Here is a 15,787-nt window from a genome sequence, read left to right as displayed (position 1 = left end):
GCCTGCCTATCCGGGACCGCAGCCCGCAGGCTGGAGCGTCTGCCCGCCACCGGAAAGCCGGACAGTCCCCGACGCTCCGCCTCCGCCTGCCGCGACCACCGTGCACACGATCTGCGCGACCGCGTTCGGCGACAGTTCCCGGACGTTCACGCCGATCTCCGCGTCCGAGACCCCGATGGCGATCGGTTCAAACGACGGCGGAAGCTCCGTCGTGTAACCGCTGGCCCGTTCGTCCTCGTCCGGCCCTCGCTCCAGCGCGCGGACCCGGTCCGCGGCCACGTCGCCGATACCGGTGCGCACCACCGGCACGACCTTGCCGTTCAGCACGAAATACACCGTCGCCGTGTGCCCGTTGTTCCCGTTCGGCGGACCGCTGGGCGCGTTCTCGCCGGGGATCACCCCGCTGGGCCGCACCCCGCAGCCGCTCGCCAGCACCAAGACCGCGAGCAACGCCAGCCACCGCTTCATCGCCGTACCTCCCGAGGCAGCCGCAAGGTGAACACCGCGCCGCCTTCGGGCCGGTTGCCCGCGGTCAGTTCCCCTTGGTGCAGCCGCGCGTTCTCCCAGGCGATCGCGAGTCCGAGCCCGCTCCCTTCCGACCGGCTGCGAGCGGTATCCGCCTTGTAGAAACGGGAAAACACGTGCGGAAGCACCTCCTCGTCCAAGCCGGAGCCGGAATCCTCGACGGTGAGCGTGACCCCCGCCTGGTCGCCCCGCAATCGCACGGTCACCGGCTCCGCGCCGTGCCGCAAGGCGTTCCCGACGAGGTTGGCCACGATCACGTCGAGCCGACGCGGGTCGACCCGCGCCCGGATCCCTTCCGGCAGGTCGGTCTCGACGGCGAAGCCCCGCGCGCGCAGCGTTGCGCGAACCGCCTCGGCCACGTCGACGTCGTCCACCTCGAGCGAAGCGGTGCCGGAGTCGAACCGGGTGACCTCGATCAGGTCGTTCACCAGCCGCGTCAGGTTGTGGGTTTCTTGGCTGACCAGCCGCACGGCCTCGCCCGCAGCGTCCGGCAGCCGCTTCGCTTCGGCGTCGAGCATGTCGGTGACCGCGGTCATCGCGGCGAGTGGCGTGCGCAGTTCGTGGGACACGTCGGCGACGAACCGTCGTGCGTCGGCTTCCATCCGGCGCAGTTCGCCGACGTGGCGTTGCAGCGAGTCGGCGGTCGCGTTGAACGTCTCGGCGACGCTCGCCAGTTCATCACTGCCGCGGACAGCGATGCGGGCGTCGAGGTCGCCCGCGCCGAGCCTGCGCGCCGCGCGTTGCAGCTCGCCGACCGGCCGCAACACGCTGCCTGCGGCCAGCACGGCGAGGATCAACGCCACCACCAGCGCGGCCCCGCCGGCGAGCCACGCGTCCCTGGCCAGGCGGTTCACCGCGTCGATTTCCGCGTCGAGATTGCGCAGTTCGTAGATCTCGATGCCGGACGGGATCGTCGGATTCCGCCGGTCGCCGGTCGAGATCAGCAACGGCGAGCCCAGCAGCAGCTGTGTCACGCCGCCGACGTCCACGCGCTGCCACGCGACCCGCCCGGACCGCACGACCGCCCGCAGTTCCGGCGTGATCACCGAGGCGGGCATGTCGCCCGCGCTGTGGCCGCCGCTCGTCACCAGCGCGGCCGTTTTCCGGCCGTTCAGCCGGTCGGCGACCGATTGCAGCGCGCTCGTGTCCACCGGCTGCCGGGGGAGCGGGTACAGCTGCTTGAGCTGGTTCGTCATCTCGGTGGCGGCGTTGTCCTGGGTGCGCTGCAGGATCCCGTTCCTCGCCTGCACGTAGCCGATCCCGGCGACGGCCATCGCGGTGAACACGCTCAGCAGCGCGAACGCCACCAGCAGCCGGGTGCGCAGCCCGCGCAGCCGCCAGCCGGTCACAGCGGCCCGAAGCGATAGCCGAAACCGCGCAGGGTCTGGACGTACACCGGTTTCGCCGGGTCGTCCTCGATCTTCGCGCGCAGCCGCTGCACGCACGCGTCGACGAGCCGCGAATCGCCGAGATAGCCCTGGTCCCACACGGATTCGAGCAGCTGCTGACGGCTCAGCACGCGCCCGGGCGCCGACGACAGTTCCAGCAGCAGCCTCAGTTCGGTCGGCGCGAGCCCGATCACCGTGCCGTGCTTGCTGACCACGAGGCCTTCACGGTCGATCGTCAGGTCGCCGTGCCGTTCCGGACCCGGTTTCGCGTCCGCACTGCGCGGTTCGCCGCCGGTCCGGCGCAGCACCGCGCGGATGCGCGCCTCCAGCACCCGGGCCTGCGCGGGTTTGACGACGTAGTCGTCGGCTCCGGCTTCGAGCCCGGCCACCACGTCGATGTCGTCGTTGCGGGCGGTGAGCATGATGATCGGCAGGTCGCCGGCGGCGCGGATGCGGCGGCAGACCTCGAAGCCGTCCATCCCGGGCAGCATGAGGTCGAGGACCACGACGTCGGCCGGGTCCCCGGCGAGCCGGGCGAGGCCTTCCTCGCCGGTCTCCACCGCGTCGACCGTGTGGCCCTGGTAGGTCAGGGCCAGCCGCAGGCCGTCGCGCACGGCCTGGTCGTCTTCGATCAGCAGCACCCTCGGCATGTCTCCCACTATCGCAGTCCGCCCGTCCGGCCGCCCGGACAGTCCACAGCGGACGGCCGGAGCCCAGCCTGCCCGGCCCGGATCCCCGCGTGGTGCGTGCCGTGTCATCGTTCGGTAACAGCGCCGCCGCGGCGAACTGTTACAGAGCTGTCAAACTCCGAGCGCAGTGCGCGCACACTGGGGCCCGAAAGTGGACCTCATGATCGAGTCGCTTCGCCGGCCCCGGGTCTTCGCGGCCGTCACCCGCCTCCTGGCGCTGACGCTGCTCCCGGCCGCGTTCCTGCGTTCGCCCGGCCGCGGCCGCTACCTGGCCTGCCAGTGGGCGCTCGCGATGCGCTACCCGGCCGAGGACCTGGCAGGCTTGAGCGAACCGGCCCGCGCGGCGTTCACCGCGGCGCGCGCCGAGGCGTTCTGGCGGGACCACCAGCTCATCGGCCTCACCTCGGGCCACCGCGACGCCGCCCACCAGCACCGGCTGTTCGCCGAAGAGGTACACCGCACCGGCTCCGTCACCGCGGCCCGGCGTCGAGTGCTGCCACCGCACGAGTCGGCACACGTCCGCGGCACAGCGCTCGACGTACGCCCGACCGAAGGAGCGGCGTGGCTGGAGCGGCATGGGGCGGAGTACCGGCTGTATCGCCGCTACGACAACGAATGGTGGCACTTCGAGTACCACGCGGACACCGTGCCGATGCGGCTGCCGGACCCGGGCGCGCTGCGTCCGCCGTCGATGGCTCGGGCGGCCAGCTAGGGCGATTTCCCGGGCGCGGCACGGGATTCGAGGTACCTCCGCTCGGGAACGCTGAGCGTTTTCCGTGCCGCTGAACGGTAATATCCCCGAGCTTGCTCGGGTTCGCCCGCCAGGTCGAGCAGGTGCGCGCGCACGACGTCGACGCGGTGGTGTTCGTCCAGTCCGGCGATCTCGTCCAGCTGCCGCAACCCTTCGCGGGCGCCGTGGACCATCGCGACCGGGACGATCCGGTTCAGCGCCGCGACCGGACTCGGCGCGAGGGCGAGCAGCAGGTCGTAGAGGGCGAGGATCTGCGGCCAGTCGGTGTCCTCGGCGCGGGCCGCCTCGGCGTGTACGGCGGCGATCGCGGCCTCGAGCTGATACGGCCCGAGCTGGGCGGTGACCAGGGTTTTCCCGATCAGGTCGAGCCCTTCGGCGATCGCGGCGGCGTCCCAGCGGGTGCGGTCCTGCTCGGCCAGCGGCACGGCGGCGCCGTCCGGCCGGGTCCGCGCGGGGCGCCGGGCGTCGGTGAGCAGCATGAGCGCGAGCAGCCCGGCGACCTCGCCGTCGTCGGGCACCTGCGCGTGCAGCTGCCGGGTCAGCCGGATCGCCTCCGCGGTCAGCTCGACCCGGTTGACAGCGGTCCCGGAACTGGCGGTGTGCCCTTCGGTGAAGATCAGGTACAGCACCTGCAGCACCGCGGCCATCCGCTCGGCCCGTTCGCCCGGCGGCGGCATCCGGAACCGGGCCCCGCTGAGCCGTTTCTTCGCCCGGTTGATCCGCTGGCTCACGGTTTTCTCCGGAACCAGCAGCGCCCGGCCGATCTCCGCGGTGGTGAGGCCGCCGACCGCGCGCAGCGTCAACGCGAGCTGCGACGGCTTGGCGAGTTCGGGGTGACAGCACAGCATCAGCAGGGTCAGCGTGTCGTCGTCGGCCGGGGCCAGTTCCGGTTGCGGCACCGCCAGCGCGGCGACCGTCTGCTCGCGCTGCCGTCGGGCGGACTCGCTGCGCTCGATGTCGATGCGCCGGCGCGCGGCCGCGGTGATCAGCCAGCTCTTGGGGTTGTCCGGCAGGCCCTGCTCCGGCCATTTCACCGCGGCGGACAGCAGCGCCTCCTGCACCGCGTCCTCGCAAAGCGTGAAATCGCCGAACCGGCGGCAGACGGCGGTGAGCACCTGCGGCGCGAGGTCGCGCAGGAGCTGTTCGAAACCGGCCGGGGGAGTCAGAGATCCAGCTCTTTCACGTTGCGGATCGGCCGTACCTCGACCTTGCCGTACAGCGCGTCCGGCACCCGCGCGGCGTGCTCCAGCGCCCGCTCCATGCTCTCGCATTCGACCAGGTAGAAGCCGACCAGATGCTCCTTGACCTCGGCGAACGGCCCGTCGCTCGCCACCGCCTTGCCGTCCTGCACGGTGACGCACTTGGCTTCGGCGGGATCGGCCAGCCCGTCGCTGAGCACCAGCTCGCCGGACTCCTCGAGCGCCCGGTCGAGCGCGAGGTGGCTCCGGCCGAACGCGGCCTTCTGCTCGTCCGAGAACTCCTCCCAAAGCGCCCGGAACCGCGGGTTGCTGTGGATCATGATCAGGTACCGCACAACGGCCCCCTCCGAAAACTTTTCGCCGCCGGTTGTCGCCTCGCGGATTCCGGCTCCGACGTCCCCCGTGTCCAGGTCAGCTGAAGAAGGAGCATAGCCGTGCGGAAGATCGTGGCCGGACTGTCGGTGTCGCTGGACGGGGTGACCGAGTCGCCGCCGGAGTGGATGATGCTGAACCACGAGGCGGACGAGGTGATCCGCGCCGGCATCGCCGAATCGGACGCCGTGCTGCTCGGCCGGAACACCTACGCGGACTTCGCCCGGATGTGGCCCGCGCTGGGCGACTCGTCGCCGATGGCCGCGTTCCTGAACAACACCCCGAAGTACGTCGTATCGAGCACGCTCACGGAAGTGGCGTGGAGCGGTTCGACGTTGCTCGGCCCTGATGTGACAGCCGAGCTGACCGCGCTGAAGAGCAAGCCGGGCAAGAACATCCACATTCCCGGCAGCCCGCGGCTGGTGCGGTCGCTGCTGCTGACGGGCTTGCTCGACGAGCTGAATCTGCTGATCCACCCGATCGTGCTCGGTTCGGGCGAGCGGCTGTTCTCGACGGCTTCTTCCCGGGCTGACCTCGAACTCGTCGCTTCCCGGACGTTCGGCAATGGCGTCCTCTGCGTGACTTACCGCCCTCGGCACTGACAATTATCCAGGAGGAAAAATGTTCGACACCAGCAAGGCATTCAGCGGTTTCTCCGTCGACGACATCCCGGCCGCGCGGAAGTTCTACGCCGAGACGCTCGGCATCGAGGTCACCGAAAACTGGGGGATGCTGCGGCTGCGTCTCGCCGAAGGGCGCGAAGTCCTCGTCTACCCGAAGGGCGACAAGCACGTTCCGGCCGAGTACACGATTCTCAACTTCCCGGTGGACGACATCGACCAGGCGGTCGCGGACCTCGGTGCGGCCGGGGTTTCCTTCGAACCGTTCGACGGCGTCGACGAAAAAGGCATTTTCCGGCTCGGCGGGCCACTGATCGCGTGGTTCCGCGATCCGGCGCGGAATATTCTTTCGGTGCTTCAGGAAAACTGAGGACAGGACCGCAAAACTGAAGATGCCGGAACGCGCGCCCGGATGAGAAGTTGGAGGCATGACGACAGTTTCGGGGCCGGCTCGCACGAGCTGGCGGGGAGTGCTCGCGCTGGCGGCGGCGGTGGTCGTGGTCGCTTCGGCAACGGGCTTTTTCCGGGCTTTCACGATGCCCGGAATGGAGTCGATGGACTCGATGGGTTCACCGGGTTCGACAGCCGGCCGGCGGCTGCACGGCATGGCGCTGGCCGACATGCCGGAAATGTTCGTCGCCGGCGCGGCCTTGCTCCTCGCGCTGGGAGCCGCGCTCGTCCTCGGCCGGACGCGGCAGGGTGCGGTCCCAGCGGTCCCAGCGGTCCCAGCGGTCCCAGCGGTCCCGGCTGTCCTGCCTCCGCACACGGTCCGGGGAAGGCGGACGATCGCGGTGGTCGCCACCGCAGCGCTCACGATCGACATCAGCAAGACGTCGACGCTGGGGTTCGTCATCCCCGGCCTGCGCACGGAATACGGCATCGACGCCTCGACCGCGTCGCTGCTGGCGGTGAGCGGGCTGTCCGGCACCGCGCTGGGCGCGTTGCTGTGCAGCAGGCTGGCCGAGCGCATCGGCCGCCGGGCCTGTTATCTGCTCGCCACGCTCGGGTTCACCGCCACGAGCATGTGCGGCACCATGCCGGATTTCGGCGGCAACGTGGTGATGTGCTTCCTGATGGGCATCGCCGTCGGCGGACTGGCTCCGATGCTGATCACGGTGCTCAGCGACCTCTTCCCGGGGCCGGGCAGGGGAGCGGCGGTCACCGGCCTGTCGATCCTCGCGACCGCGATCGGCTACCTGGTCGCGTCCGGTTCCGCGTTGTGGCTGGAGCCCGTCTTCGGCTGGCGGGTGCTGTGGCTCATCGGCGCGCCGACCGGGCTGCTGCTGGCCGCCGCGGCAGCCGTCATCCCGGATCAGCGGAGCACCCGCGCGCCCGCCGCGGCGGAGGACAACTGGCTGGCGCGGAACACGCTCACGACCCGGCTGCAATGGGTGTTCGCCTTCTCGATCGGCTTGACCACATTCGGCCTGACCACCTGGGTGCCGACCCTGTCCCGCGTCGGCGGCCTCTCGCTGACCACGGCGAACGCCCTGCTGACCGGGTCCGCGGTGGCGATGGTGCTGTGCGCGGGACTGCTGCTCCTCGGCTACCGACGCTTCGGCCCCACCGGCGTCACGGTGCGGCTGGCCGTCTGCGTCGCGATATTGCTGTTGGCGCTCGCGGTGTCGGGATGGGCGGTAGCTGCGCCGTGGCTGTCGGCAGCGGTGCTGACCGTTGCCTTGCTAGGCGTCAACACGATGGCGGCGGTGTTCCTGCCAGTCGCCGCCGATGTGGCCGATGACGGCTTGCGCGGGCGGGTCGCAGGGTCGGTGTCGTTCTTCAACCGGCTCGGCGGGTTGGCTGGCCCGTTGGTGCTTTCGCTGCTGGTGAGGTCGGTGTCGGAGGTACTGGTTTCAGTCGCGCTCCTGGCGTTGCTGTGCGGTTCGGTCGCGGCCTATACGAGCCGTCGACAACGGGTGCTGCGGAAGGCCGCAGCGGTCAGAACCGCCGCGTGAACGGCAGCGGACGGCGCATCCGCACCAGCAGCAGCAACGGAACCAGCACGTAGGGGAGGTTGAACGCGAGGAACTTGGCCGGGTTGCCGGTGCGCGTCGCCGGGTCGCCGAAGAACTCGACGCCGAACACGACGATCCCGGTGAGTGTGACGATCATCGTCGCGTAGACCACCGCGAACAGCTGGATCCCGTTGCGGCCCGCGACGAGGCACCAGACGAGCACGACGTAGAACGGGAGGTAGACGAACGCCGACAGGCCGGTGACGATCCGCATCCAGTCCGGCGGGTGCATGAAGAGCGGGTCGGCGTCGTGGGCGTACCAGTAGTTGGAGTCGACGAAGAAGTTGCCGGTCGGCCGCGAGAAGTCGACGCCGACCGTCGGCAGCAGGTCGCTGATCAGCGACGTCACCGTGAACGCCGAGAAGATCACGGCGAAGAAAATGTCGATCTTGCGCTCGCGCAGGGGCAGGTTCGCCGTCGTGGTGCCCATCGGCGGATTGTAGGGCGTCGCAGCGGCGATTTCGGCAGTACAGTCGCGGTCATGAACGCGTTCCAGGTGTGCCTCTGGGTGTTCGCGGGAGTGTGCGCCGGCTGCTGGCTGCTGTCGGTGCTCACCAGGGAGTACTCCTGGGTGGACCGGATCTGGTCGGTCGTCCCGGTGGCCTACGTCGGCATCTTCGCCGGGCACGCGGGGTTCGCGGACGCGCGCCTGAACCTGCTGTTCGCGCTCGTGTTCCTCTGGGGCGCGCGGCTCACGTTCAACTACGGCCGCAAGGGCGGCTACGCGCCCGGCGGCGAGGACTACCGCTGGGCGGTGCTGCGCGGCCGGATGGCTCGGTGGCAGTTCCAGCTGTTCAACCTCTTCTTCATCACGCTCTACCAGAACGTGATCCTGCTGCTCATCACTCTTCCCGCGTGGATCGCGCTCGACCATCAGACTCCGCTGGGCGCCGCCGACATCGTGCTGGCCGTCGCGTTCCTCGCGTGCCTGGCCGGCGAGACGATCGCGGACCAGCAGCAATGGAACTTCCACCAGTGGAAGAAGCGCGAGACCGCCGCCGGGCGCACTCCCGAACCGCGGTTCGCGCAGACCGGGCTCTTCCGGTTTTCCCGCCACCCCAACTTCTTCTTCGAGCAAGCGCAGTGGTGGCTGGTGTTCCTGATCGGCGTCTCCGCGGCCGGCGCGGTCACCTGGACGATCGCCGGCGCGGTCCTGCTCACGGCGTTGTTCATCGGTTCGACGATCTTCACCGAGAGCATCACCCTCGGCCGCTACCCCGAGTACGCGGACTACCAGCGGCGAGTCTCGCCGATCGTGCCGTGGTTCCCGCGCCGGGCCGACCGCCGCGGAAGCGCCGTCGGGTCCACTTCGGACTGAGTCCGGCCCGCGGTGTGACCGCCCTCACGGGAATGCCGTGAACCTCCTCGGTGTCCGATGAGTCGGAAGGGATACCGTTCGCCCGGTAGGGTCACGGTTCACACGACTGGGGGTAGTTTCATGATCGGTTTCGAAACCGACCTCGACGACCTGCGCAAGGCGAGCGGGTTCGTCGCGAACGCCGGGGACGCGGCGGAGACCGCGCGCGGCGGAGTGCGCAGGCTGGACCTGCCCGACGCGGTCGGCCCGGCCGCCATCATTGGCTCGATCGACCTGTTCGGCGGCGGCCCGACCACCGCGTTCGGCGGATCGCTCGGCATGCCCAAGATCGCGGCGGCGTACGAGAACCACCGCGCGAAGGTCGAGGAAGCGCTCGCGAAGCTGGCCTACACGACGCATCAGGCGAGCGAAGCGCTCAAGCGCGTGGCGGAGCTGTACGAGGCGTCGGACGCCGAGGCGCAGTCCGCGGTGCGGCGCGCGGGCGGAGAGGTGCGCTGACGTGAGCGAGCAGGAAGACTACTTCGGGCTCAGCGGCGGCTCGGACGGGCGTCCGCGCGCGGAACTGCTCGAAGGCATCAGCGAGGATCTGCACAAGGGCGCCAACGACGCGCTCGACGGGCTGGAATTCCTGCGCTACGCGGAGTTCTTCAAGTTCTCCGCGATCAAAGAGCTGTACGAGTCGTACCAGGACAAGGTCACCGAGGTCTTCCGGGAGTTCTCCGAGGCCGACCTCAAGGACACCGGCGGCGGCCTGCAGTCGATGATCAACTCGTACGAGCCGGTGTGGAAGAACCTCAGCCGCGGGTCGATCACCGAACTGCGCCGGGCGAAGGAACTGCTGGGCTCGTGGCGCGGCAACGCGGCCGAGGACGTCAAGACGTACCTCGACCGGCTGTCGGAGGCCTACGAAGCGCTCGCCGCGGAGATCACGGTCGTGGAGAGCGACATCGTCGCCGCCCGCGACGGCGTGTGGGCCGCGCGAGACGACCTCAGTTCGCTCGCGCTGACGTTCCGGGAAACCGCCGAGAAGTACCAGAAGGAGAAGGCCAAGGAAGGCGAAATCTCCTGGTCCAAGGTGGCGGCGGTGGCGTTCACCGGTGCTCTGGTCGGGATGCTCGCCGTGGTCGCCACCCCGGGCGGAGCCGTGGCCGCGGCGGGCGGGCTGTCGATGAGCGCGGTCGGCGCACAGGCCGCGGTCGCGGGTGCGGGCGCCGGGCTCACCGAGGTGACGGCGCAGGCCTCGGCGAAGGTCGAGGGCGACAACGCGGACGACATCTTCCAGAGCTTCCTCAGCGGCGTGGACAAGATCCGTTCGCACATGCAGGAATCGGCGGGAAGGCTGGCCGACAAGATCCACGAGAAGTCGGTCAACCTGCCGCCGGTGCCGAACCCGCCCGACGTCAGCCCCGGCGATTCGTTCGACCCGGCCAACTTCGAGACCTCGAACACCCCGAAGGGCACCGAAAAGCGGGTCCGGGACCGGAACGTCGACATCGCGCCGGACGGTTCGGTGTCGCAGCCGCTGTCGCCGTCCACGATGGACTGACGTGCCCAGTCCGGAAGAACTGATCCAGGCTCTGTCCGCGTTGTCGGTCGAGGCGTCCTCGCCCGGCAACGCGGTCACCGCCACGGTCAACACCGACGGTGTCCTCACGGGACTGAAACTGTCCGGCACAGTACGGAATCTGCCGCCGGACGAGCTGGCCGCGCTGGTGCTGCGCACGTACGCCGAAGCGCAACGGGAATCGGCGAACCGCACGGCGGCGCTGCTGGCTCCGCTCGGCACTCGCGGATACGTGATGGACCGCCTGAAGTGGCGGGCCGGGTTCACGGCCGAAGCCGCGCCCGCGACTCCGGCTCCCCGGCGACCCGCTCCGCCAGCGGAGCCGAGGCCGTCTCCCGCGCCTGGCGAGCCGAAACCCGTTGCCGCGCCGGAGAAGCCCGCGGTCTCCCGGAACCCGGCGGCCGCTTCGGCTGTGCAGGGCGAGGGCGACTACCTCCGCAACCGCACCTCCGACCCCGAACGTTCCGCGGAACCGGAGCGCCCGGTGAGCGACGAGGATTGGTACGAAGCTGGCGTGCGGTTCGACGAGGCCTGGTAGTCGCGCAGTCCGGCGGAAAGTTCTTCGCCGGTCCGGAAAGCGACTGCCGTCGTCTCCGTCTCGGCGTCTGTGGCTGCTTGTGAGCGACCAGACGCGGTAGCCGTTCAGCCGAGCGTGCCCTCGTCACCGAGCAGCTTGCGCAACCCCGGCAGCACCGCGGAAAGGTCTTTGCCCGTCCGGAAAGCGACCACCGTCGTCTCCGTCTCACCAGTGTTGCCGAACAGCGCGACCGTGTCCGCCATCGCGGCGTCGAAGGCCGCTTCCGGATCCGCAGCCTGTCCGCGGAGCCATCGCCGGAGGACGTGGTTGTGCGCCGTCACCACCGCGGCCGCCATGAGTTCGGCGCGCAGCGCGGTTTCCTCGCCGCCGCCCATCCAGCGGTGGACGAATTCCTGGAACAGCCGTTGATACTGCCGCGTGCCCGCGATTTCCCGCGCGCGTAGTGCGGGCACGCTGCGGGTGAGCCGGTAGCGCGCCAGGGCGAGGTCGCCTTCCGCGACGTAATGCCGCAGCACCAGTCGCGCGGCTTCGGTGACCGCGACGATCGCCGTGCGCGGGTCGGATCCGGCCAGCCGGGCCTCGATCGCGCTCAGCAGCACCTCGTGGTCGGGGAAGATCACGTCCTCTTTGGACCGGAACGCACGGAAGAACGTGCTGCGCCCCACGCCCGCGCGGTCGGTGATGTCGTCCACCGTCGTCTGGTCGTAGCCGCGTTCCTCGAACAGCGCGAACGCGGCCTCGGTCAGCCGTTGCTTGGCCGGTTTCTCGGGCATCGGGCCACCTTTCGCACGCACGCTGCGGCCAGCCTAATCGGACGCGGCCGCGCGGGAGCAGGGTGAGGTGGGCCACCCCGCTCTCGCCTACTCGCCGGTACTGAGTACCGTTATCATGAAACCAAGTACCGGAGGGATGGGTGAGGCACGTGGAGCTCGTCGGCGTGGTCGGCTGCGGCCAGATGGGGGCGGGGATCGCCGAGGTGTGCGCCCGGGCCGGGCTGGACGTCGTGGCGGTCGAATCGAGCCGGGCGGCCGCCGACGCGGGCCGGGCGCGGCTGGAGGCGTCGCTGGGGCGGGCCGAGCGCAAGGGGAAGATCGCGTCCGCGGCCGAGGTGCTGGACCGGATCCGGATCACCGAGGACCTCGACGACCTGGCCGACCGCACGCTCGTCGTCGAGGCGATCGTCGAGAACGAGGCGGTCAAGGCGGAGCTGTTCGCGAAGCTGGACAAGATCGTCGCCGCGCCGGACGCGGTGCTGGCCTCCAACACGTCGTCGATCCCGATCATGAAGCTCGGCACCGCGACGGAGCGCCCGGCGCAGGTGCTCGGCATCCACTTCTTCAACCCGGTCCCGGTGCTGCCGCTGGTCGAACTGGTGCCGAGCCTGCTCACCGGCGACGAGACCACCGACCGCGCGCGGAAGTTCGCCGAGGAGACCCTCGGCAAGCACGCCATCCTGTGCCAGGACCGCGCCGGATTCGTGGTGAACGCGCTGCTGATCCCGTTCATCCTCGCCGCGGTGCGCATGCTGGAGTCCGGCTTCGCGACGAAGGAAGCCATCGACGAGGGCCTCGTGCGCGGCGCCGCGCACCCGCAGGGCCCGCTCGCGCTGGCCGACCTGATCGGACTGGACACCACGAAGGCGGTCGCGGAATCGCTGTACGAGGAGTTCAAGGAGCCGCTGTACGCGCCGCCGCCGCTGCTGGCCCGCATGGTCGACGCCGGCCTGCTTGGCCGCAAGACCGGCCGCGGCTTCTACACCTACTGAGTTCCGGCGAGGAGAACCCGATGAGCTTCGACCTGTTCAAAATCAACGAAGACCACGAAGCGATCCGCGAAGCCGTGCGCGCGGTCGCCGAAGAGCAGATCGCCCCGCACGCCGCGGAGGCCGACGAGCGCGAAGAATTCCCCAAGGCGTCCTACGACGCACTGGTCGCGTCGGACTTCCACGCCCCGCACGTGCCGGAGCAGTACGGCGGCGCCGGTGCCGACGCGCTGGCCACCTGCATCGTGATCGAGGAAGTGGCGCGCGTGTGCGCTTCGTCCTCGCTCATCCCCGCGGTGAACAAACTCGGCAGCCTTCCGCTGATTCTGGCCGCGAACGAGGACGTCAAGGCGAAGTACCTGCCCCCGCTGGCTTCGGGCGAAGCGGGATTCTCGTATGGACTGTCCGAACGCGACGCGGGCTCGGACACCGCCTCGATGCGTTGCCGCGCCACCCCTTCCGGCGACGACTGGATCCTCAATGGACAGAAGTCGTGGATCACCAACGCGGGCTTCTCCGAGTACTACACGGTCCTGGCGGTAACCGACCCCGACGGCCGCCGCGGCGCCAACGTGAGCGCCTTCGTGGTCGAGAAGTCGGACCCGGGGTTCTCCTTCGGCGCCAAGGAAAAGAAACTGGGCATCAAGGGCTCGCCGACGCGTGAACTGCTGTTCGACCAGGTCCGCATCCCGGGCGACCGCATGGTCGGCGAGCCGGGTCAGGGCTTGAAGATCGCCCTGAAGACGCTGGACCACACCCGCGTGACGATCGCCGCGCAGGCCGTCGGCATCGCGCAGGGCTCGCTGGACCACGCGCTGGGATATGTCAAGGAGCGCAAGCAGTTCGGCAAGCACATCGCGGATTTCCAGGGCATCCAGTTCATGCTGGCGGACATGGCGATGGCAGTCGAGACGGCGCGCCAGATGGTGTACACCGCGGCCGCGAAGTCCGAACGAGGCGACGACGACCTGTCGTTCTTCGGCGCGGCGGCCAAGTGCCACGCGTCGGATGTGGCGATGAGCGTGACGACGGACGCGGTCCAGCTGCTGGGCGGGTACGGCTACACGCGCGACTTCCCGCTGGAACGCATGATGCGGGACGCGAAGATCACGCAGATTTACGAGGGCACGAACCAGATCCAGCGCCTGGTGATGGCTCGGCAGTTGCTGAAGGGCTGATGTTCCCGCCCCGGTAGTTCGGGCGGCTCTGGCTGCTAATGATCAGGCCTTCTGCGGGCCGTCAGAGCAGCCAGGTCGTCTGAACGCCGCCTCGATCGGGCTCACGGAGTTCAGCGGGTCCGGTACTCGTCGAGGAGCCGGAAGAACACGTTCAGCGGCTCCTCGTCGTCGGCGTGCCCTTCGATGGCGACCGCCCATCCCGCGGCCATCGGCCAGCCGTAGCGAGCCTCGATCCATTGCGCGAACGGGCCGGCAGGCCCCAGCGCGAACTCCTCATCGCACCCGTGCACGTCCAGGGCGACGCTGTAACCGAAGAGGATGCTCTGCAAGTCCTGCAGAGAACGCTGCCGAAGCCACATTCCCGGGCGAAGCCGGATCTCGTCGAGGACCTCGTGCACGTCCTGGCACTGAGCGATGGGTTTCGGCCGTTTCCCCGATGCAGCTGTCACACCGCAGATCCTACTGAGCCAGCACTGCCCCAGCGAGCACGCAGTCAGGTCGAAGGCTTGTGCTGCCGATCATGCCTTCGCTGCGCCTTCACCACATCCACCGCCCGCACGCGGACCCACTCCAGCAAGCCCTCCAGCGGCGTCGCCAACTCCTGCCCAAGCTCCGTGAGCGAGTACGTCACCTTGGGCGGCGTAGCGGGCTCCACCTCGCGATGGATCAAACCGTCGCGGGTGAGGGTGCGCAGGTTCTGCGACAGCATCTTCTCGCTGATTCCGCCGATCGTGTCGCGCAGTTCGTAAAAGCGCGCCGGACGATCGCGCAAGGACAGCAGGATCAGCGTGCCCCAGCGGCTGCACACGTGGTCGAGCACCGTCCGGCCGGGGCAGTCGCTGTTGAACGCGTCACCCGGGTCCGGGGCGGTGCGGCGTCCTGCCTCGGTGCCTACTCCCATGTCTGGAGCTTACCCCACGGTGCGTCCTTACCAAAAGTTAGCCCAGAACCTACGGTGAGCTTCACTGCGACACAAGGAGGTACGACCCGTGACTGTTTTGGTGATCGGCGCTACCGGCAACGTCGGCCGTCAGGTGGCCGTCCAGTTGGCCGAGCGCGGTCTTTCGGTGCGTGCGCTGGCTCGGCGGCCGGAGAAGGCCGATCTGCCATCCAGCGTTGAAGTCGTTCCCGGCGATCTGTCTGATTTGGACAGTCTGCGGGCCGCGTTGCGAGGGGTGGACTCGGTCTTCTTGATGTGGCCGTTGATTTCCGGGGACCCGGCCGAGGCAATCGCGGACACCGTCGCGGGCAGTGCTCGTCGGCTGGTGCTGCTCTCGTCGGCCGCGGCGCGCGGGGACTCGGATGACGCGATCAGTCAGGTTCATCGTGCGGTGGAGAAGGCGATCGAGCGGACCAGTCTGGAGTGGACGTTCCTTCAACCGCACGGGTTCGCGACCAACACCCTGGGCTGGGCATCGCAAATTCGCGAGGACGGCGTCGTGCGCGGGGCTTACGGTTCGGTGTACTCCACGCTCATCCACGAAGCCGACATGGCGGCGGTCGCGGTGACTGCGCTGACTTCCGAAGGGCACGCCGGGGCCAAGTACGACCTCACTGGGCCCGCTGCGCTTACGCAGGTCGAGCAGGTCCGAGTGATCGGCGAGGTGATCGGCCGGGAGACCCGCTGGGAGGAGGTGCCGCGGGAGGTTGCGCGCGAACTTCTGCTCCAGCGGATTCCGGCGAAGTACGCGGACGCCATGCTCGACGCGTTCGCCCGCTTGGCTGGCAGCGAACCCGACCGGCCGACGACGACGGTCGAGGACCTCACCGGGGTTCCGGCGCGGACTTTCGCCCAGTGGGTGGCCGATCATGCGGCCGAGTTCGCTCCGGAGGGAAGCTGACGGGCCCCGCGGGTTCAGCAATTGCTA

General features: G+C 69.4%; 20 protein-coding genes. 11 read left to right on the top strand and 9 right to left on the bottom strand.

Annotation, left to right across the window (positions count from 1 at the left end; all coding sequences use genetic code 11):
- Positions 1–6 precede the first annotated feature (6 nt).
- From WA670_RS25075 to WA670_RS25065, 3 genes are read right to left on the bottom strand one after another with little or no spacing between them, the layout of a single operon-like run.
- Positions 7–468 carry a hypothetical protein gene (locus tag WA670_RS25075; RefSeq protein WP_037818598.1) on the bottom strand — a complete coding sequence of 154 codons (462 nt, stop codon included), beginning with the start codon at positions 466–468 and terminating at the stop codon, positions 7–9.
- On the bottom strand, positions 465–1,874 hold the full coding sequence (locus tag WA670_RS25070; RefSeq protein ID WP_134663463.1) for a sensor histidine kinase: 1,410 nt from the start codon (positions 1,872–1,874) through the stop codon (positions 465–467). The genes WA670_RS25075 and WA670_RS25070 overlap by 4 nt, the downstream gene beginning before the upstream one ends.
- Positions 1,871–2,563, bottom strand: a complete 693-nt coding sequence (locus WA670_RS25065) for a response regulator transcription factor (protein WP_051172386.1) — start codon at positions 2,561–2,563, stop codon at positions 1,871–1,873. The genes WA670_RS25070 and WA670_RS25065 overlap by 4 nt, the downstream gene beginning before the upstream one ends.
- Positions 2,564–2,762: 199 nt before the next feature.
- Here WA670_RS25065 and WA670_RS25060 point away from each other — a divergent pair, with 199 nt between their 5' ends.
- Positions 2,763–3,314, top strand: a complete 552-nt coding sequence (locus WA670_RS25060) for a D-alanyl-D-alanine carboxypeptidase (protein WP_336159045.1) — start codon at positions 2,763–2,765, stop codon at positions 3,312–3,314.
- On the opposite strand, the gene WA670_RS25055 is transcribed toward WA670_RS25060, so the two are convergent.
- Together WA670_RS25055 and WA670_RS25050 are read right to left on the bottom strand one after the other, a co-directional pair.
- Positions 3,311–4,519, bottom strand: a complete 1,209-nt coding sequence (locus WA670_RS25055; protein WP_336159084.1) for an RNA polymerase sigma factor — start codon at positions 4,517–4,519, stop codon at positions 3,311–3,313. The two genes, WA670_RS25060 and WA670_RS25055, sit on opposite strands and share 4 nt — an antisense overlap.
- Entirely contained in the window at positions 4,516–4,887 is a 372-nt protein-coding gene (locus WA670_RS25050; protein WP_037818702.1) for a YciI family protein, read from the bottom strand. Before WA670_RS25050 ends, WA670_RS25055 begins: the two co-directional genes overlap by 4 nt.
- 99 nt (positions 4,888–4,986) lie before the next feature.
- Between WA670_RS25050 and WA670_RS25045 the strand changes: the two genes are divergently transcribed.
- The 3 genes from WA670_RS25045 to WA670_RS25035 are packed head-to-tail and all read left to right on the top strand — an operon-like array spanning position 4,987 to position 7,499.
- A complete protein-coding gene (locus WA670_RS25045; protein WP_336159044.1) occupies positions 4,987–5,526 on the top strand; it encodes a dihydrofolate reductase family protein in 540 nt (179 codons plus the stop codon).
- A gap of 19 nt (positions 5,527–5,545) precedes the next feature.
- The gene (locus WA670_RS25040) at positions 5,546–5,914 is read left to right on the top strand and encodes a VOC family protein (RefSeq protein ID WP_037818603.1); all 369 of its coding nucleotides are present in this window, start codon (positions 5,546–5,548) and stop codon (positions 5,912–5,914) included.
- A 58-nt stretch (positions 5,915–5,972) separates the two neighbouring features.
- Entirely contained in the window at positions 5,973–7,499 is a 1,527-nt protein-coding gene (locus tag WA670_RS25035; protein WP_336159043.1) for an MFS transporter, read from the top strand.
- Here WA670_RS25035 and WA670_RS25030 read toward each other — a convergent pair.
- A complete protein-coding gene (locus WA670_RS25030) occupies positions 7,483–7,989 on the bottom strand; it encodes an EXPERA domain-containing protein (RefSeq protein ID WP_134663457.1) in 507 nt (168 codons plus the stop codon). The two genes, WA670_RS25035 and WA670_RS25030, sit on opposite strands and share 17 nt — an antisense overlap.
- Before the next feature lie 51 nt (positions 7,990–8,040).
- On the opposite strand from WA670_RS25030, the gene WA670_RS25025 reads away from it, so the two are divergent.
- The 4 genes from WA670_RS25025 to WA670_RS25010 all read left to right on the top strand — a co-directional run bounded on the left by WA670_RS25025 (position 8,041) and on the right by WA670_RS25010 (position 10,979).
- Complete coding sequence (locus WA670_RS25025; RefSeq protein WP_336159042.1) at positions 8,041–8,877, top strand: DUF1295 domain-containing protein; 837 nt, start codon at positions 8,041–8,043, stop codon at positions 8,875–8,877.
- Positions 8,878–8,997: 120 nt separating this feature from the next.
- Positions 8,998–9,375, top strand: coding sequence for a hypothetical protein (locus WA670_RS25020; RefSeq protein ID WP_037818608.1), 378 nt, complete (start codon positions 8,998–9,000; stop codon positions 9,373–9,375).
- Between the two features lies 1 nt (position 9,376).
- Entirely contained in the window at positions 9,377–10,423 is a 1,047-nt protein-coding gene (locus WA670_RS25015) for a hypothetical protein (protein WP_134663455.1), read from the top strand.
- Position 10,424: 1 nt separating this feature from the next.
- Complete coding sequence (locus tag WA670_RS25010) at positions 10,425–10,979, top strand: YbaB/EbfC family nucleoid-associated protein (protein ID WP_336159041.1); 555 nt, start codon at positions 10,425–10,427, stop codon at positions 10,977–10,979.
- Between the two features lie 104 nt (positions 10,980–11,083).
- On the opposite strand, the gene WA670_RS25005 is transcribed toward WA670_RS25010, so the two are convergent.
- Positions 11,084–11,752, bottom strand: coding sequence for a TetR/AcrR family transcriptional regulator (locus WA670_RS25005; RefSeq protein WP_037818612.1), 669 nt, complete (start codon positions 11,750–11,752; stop codon positions 11,084–11,086).
- A gap of 140 nt (positions 11,753–11,892) precedes the next feature.
- Here WA670_RS25005 and WA670_RS25000 point away from each other — a divergent pair, with 140 nt between their 5' ends.
- Both WA670_RS25000 and WA670_RS24995 read left to right on the top strand, forming a co-directional pair.
- Complete coding sequence (locus WA670_RS25000) at positions 11,893–12,744, top strand: 3-hydroxybutyryl-CoA dehydrogenase (RefSeq protein WP_205669953.1); 852 nt, start codon at positions 11,893–11,895, stop codon at positions 12,742–12,744.
- A gap of 20 nt (positions 12,745–12,764) precedes the next feature.
- The gene (locus WA670_RS24995; RefSeq protein ID WP_336159040.1) at positions 12,765–13,919 is read left to right on the top strand and encodes an acyl-CoA dehydrogenase family protein; all 1,155 of its coding nucleotides are present in this window, start codon (positions 12,765–12,767) and stop codon (positions 13,917–13,919) included.
- A 110-nt stretch (positions 13,920–14,029) separates the two neighbouring features.
- Here the strand turns inward: WA670_RS24995 and WA670_RS24990 are convergent, their stop codons facing one another.
- Together WA670_RS24990 and WA670_RS24985 are read right to left on the bottom strand one after the other, a co-directional pair.
- Entirely contained in the window at positions 14,030–14,368 is a 339-nt protein-coding gene (locus WA670_RS24990) for a hypothetical protein (protein ID WP_336159039.1), read from the bottom strand.
- Positions 14,369–14,412: 44 nt separating this feature from the next.
- Positions 14,413–14,820: a winged helix-turn-helix transcriptional regulator gene (locus tag WA670_RS24985; protein ID WP_134663452.1), complete on the bottom strand. Its 408-nt coding sequence runs from the start codon at positions 14,818–14,820 to the stop codon at positions 14,413–14,415.
- An 88-nt stretch (positions 14,821–14,908) separates the two neighbouring features.
- Here WA670_RS24985 and WA670_RS24980 point away from each other — a divergent pair, with 88 nt between their 5' ends.
- A complete protein-coding gene (locus WA670_RS24980; RefSeq protein ID WP_336159038.1) occupies positions 14,909–15,760 on the top strand; it encodes an NAD(P)H-binding protein in 852 nt (283 codons plus the stop codon).
- The last annotated feature ends 27 nt before the right edge of the window (positions 15,761–15,787 follow it).

The organism is Amycolatopsis sp. VC5-11, assembly GCF_037034185.1.
GTDB classification, from domain to species: domain Bacteria; phylum Actinomycetota; class Actinomycetes; order Mycobacteriales; family Pseudonocardiaceae; genus Amycolatopsis; species Amycolatopsis nivea.
The sequence above is the reverse complement of the archived record's forward strand: the minus strand, read 5'-3'. Positions and strand labels throughout refer to the sequence as shown.

Bases quoted from the DNA above. Each gene is read 5' to 3' on its own strand.
- WA670_RS25075 (WP_037818598.1), bottom strand. From the start codon at position 468: ATGAAGCGGTGGCTGGCGTTGCTCGCGGTCTTGGTGCTGGCGAGCGGC.
- WA670_RS25065 (WP_051172386.1), bottom strand. From the start codon at position 2,563: ATGCCGAGGGTGCTGCTGATCGAAGACGACCAGGCCGTGCGCGACGGC.
- WA670_RS25060 (WP_336159045.1), top strand. From the start codon at position 2,763: ATGATCGAGTCGCTTCGCCGGCCCCGGGTCTTCGCGGCCGTCACCCGC.
- WA670_RS25040 (WP_037818603.1), top strand. From the start codon at position 5,546: ATGTTCGACACCAGCAAGGCATTCAGCGGTTTCTCCGTCGACGACATC.
- WA670_RS25035 (WP_336159043.1), top strand. From the start codon at position 5,973: ATGACGACAGTTTCGGGGCCGGCTCGCACGAGCTGGCGGGGAGTGCTC.
- WA670_RS25030 (WP_134663457.1), bottom strand. From the start codon at position 7,989: ATGGGCACCACGACGGCGAACCTGCCCCTGCGCGAGCGCAAGATCGAC.
- WA670_RS25025 (WP_336159042.1), top strand. From the start codon at position 8,041: ATGAACGCGTTCCAGGTGTGCCTCTGGGTGTTCGCGGGAGTGTGCGCC.
- WA670_RS25020 (WP_037818608.1), top strand. From the start codon at position 8,998: ATGATCGGTTTCGAAACCGACCTCGACGACCTGCGCAAGGCGAGCGGG.
- WA670_RS25005 (WP_037818612.1), bottom strand. From the start codon at position 11,752: ATGCCCGAGAAACCGGCCAAGCAACGGCTGACCGAGGCCGCGTTCGCG.
- WA670_RS24995 (WP_336159040.1), top strand. From the start codon at position 12,765: ATGAGCTTCGACCTGTTCAAAATCAACGAAGACCACGAAGCGATCCGC.
- WA670_RS24985 (WP_134663452.1), bottom strand. From the start codon at position 14,820: ATGGGAGTAGGCACCGAGGCAGGACGCCGCACCGCCCCGGACCCGGGT.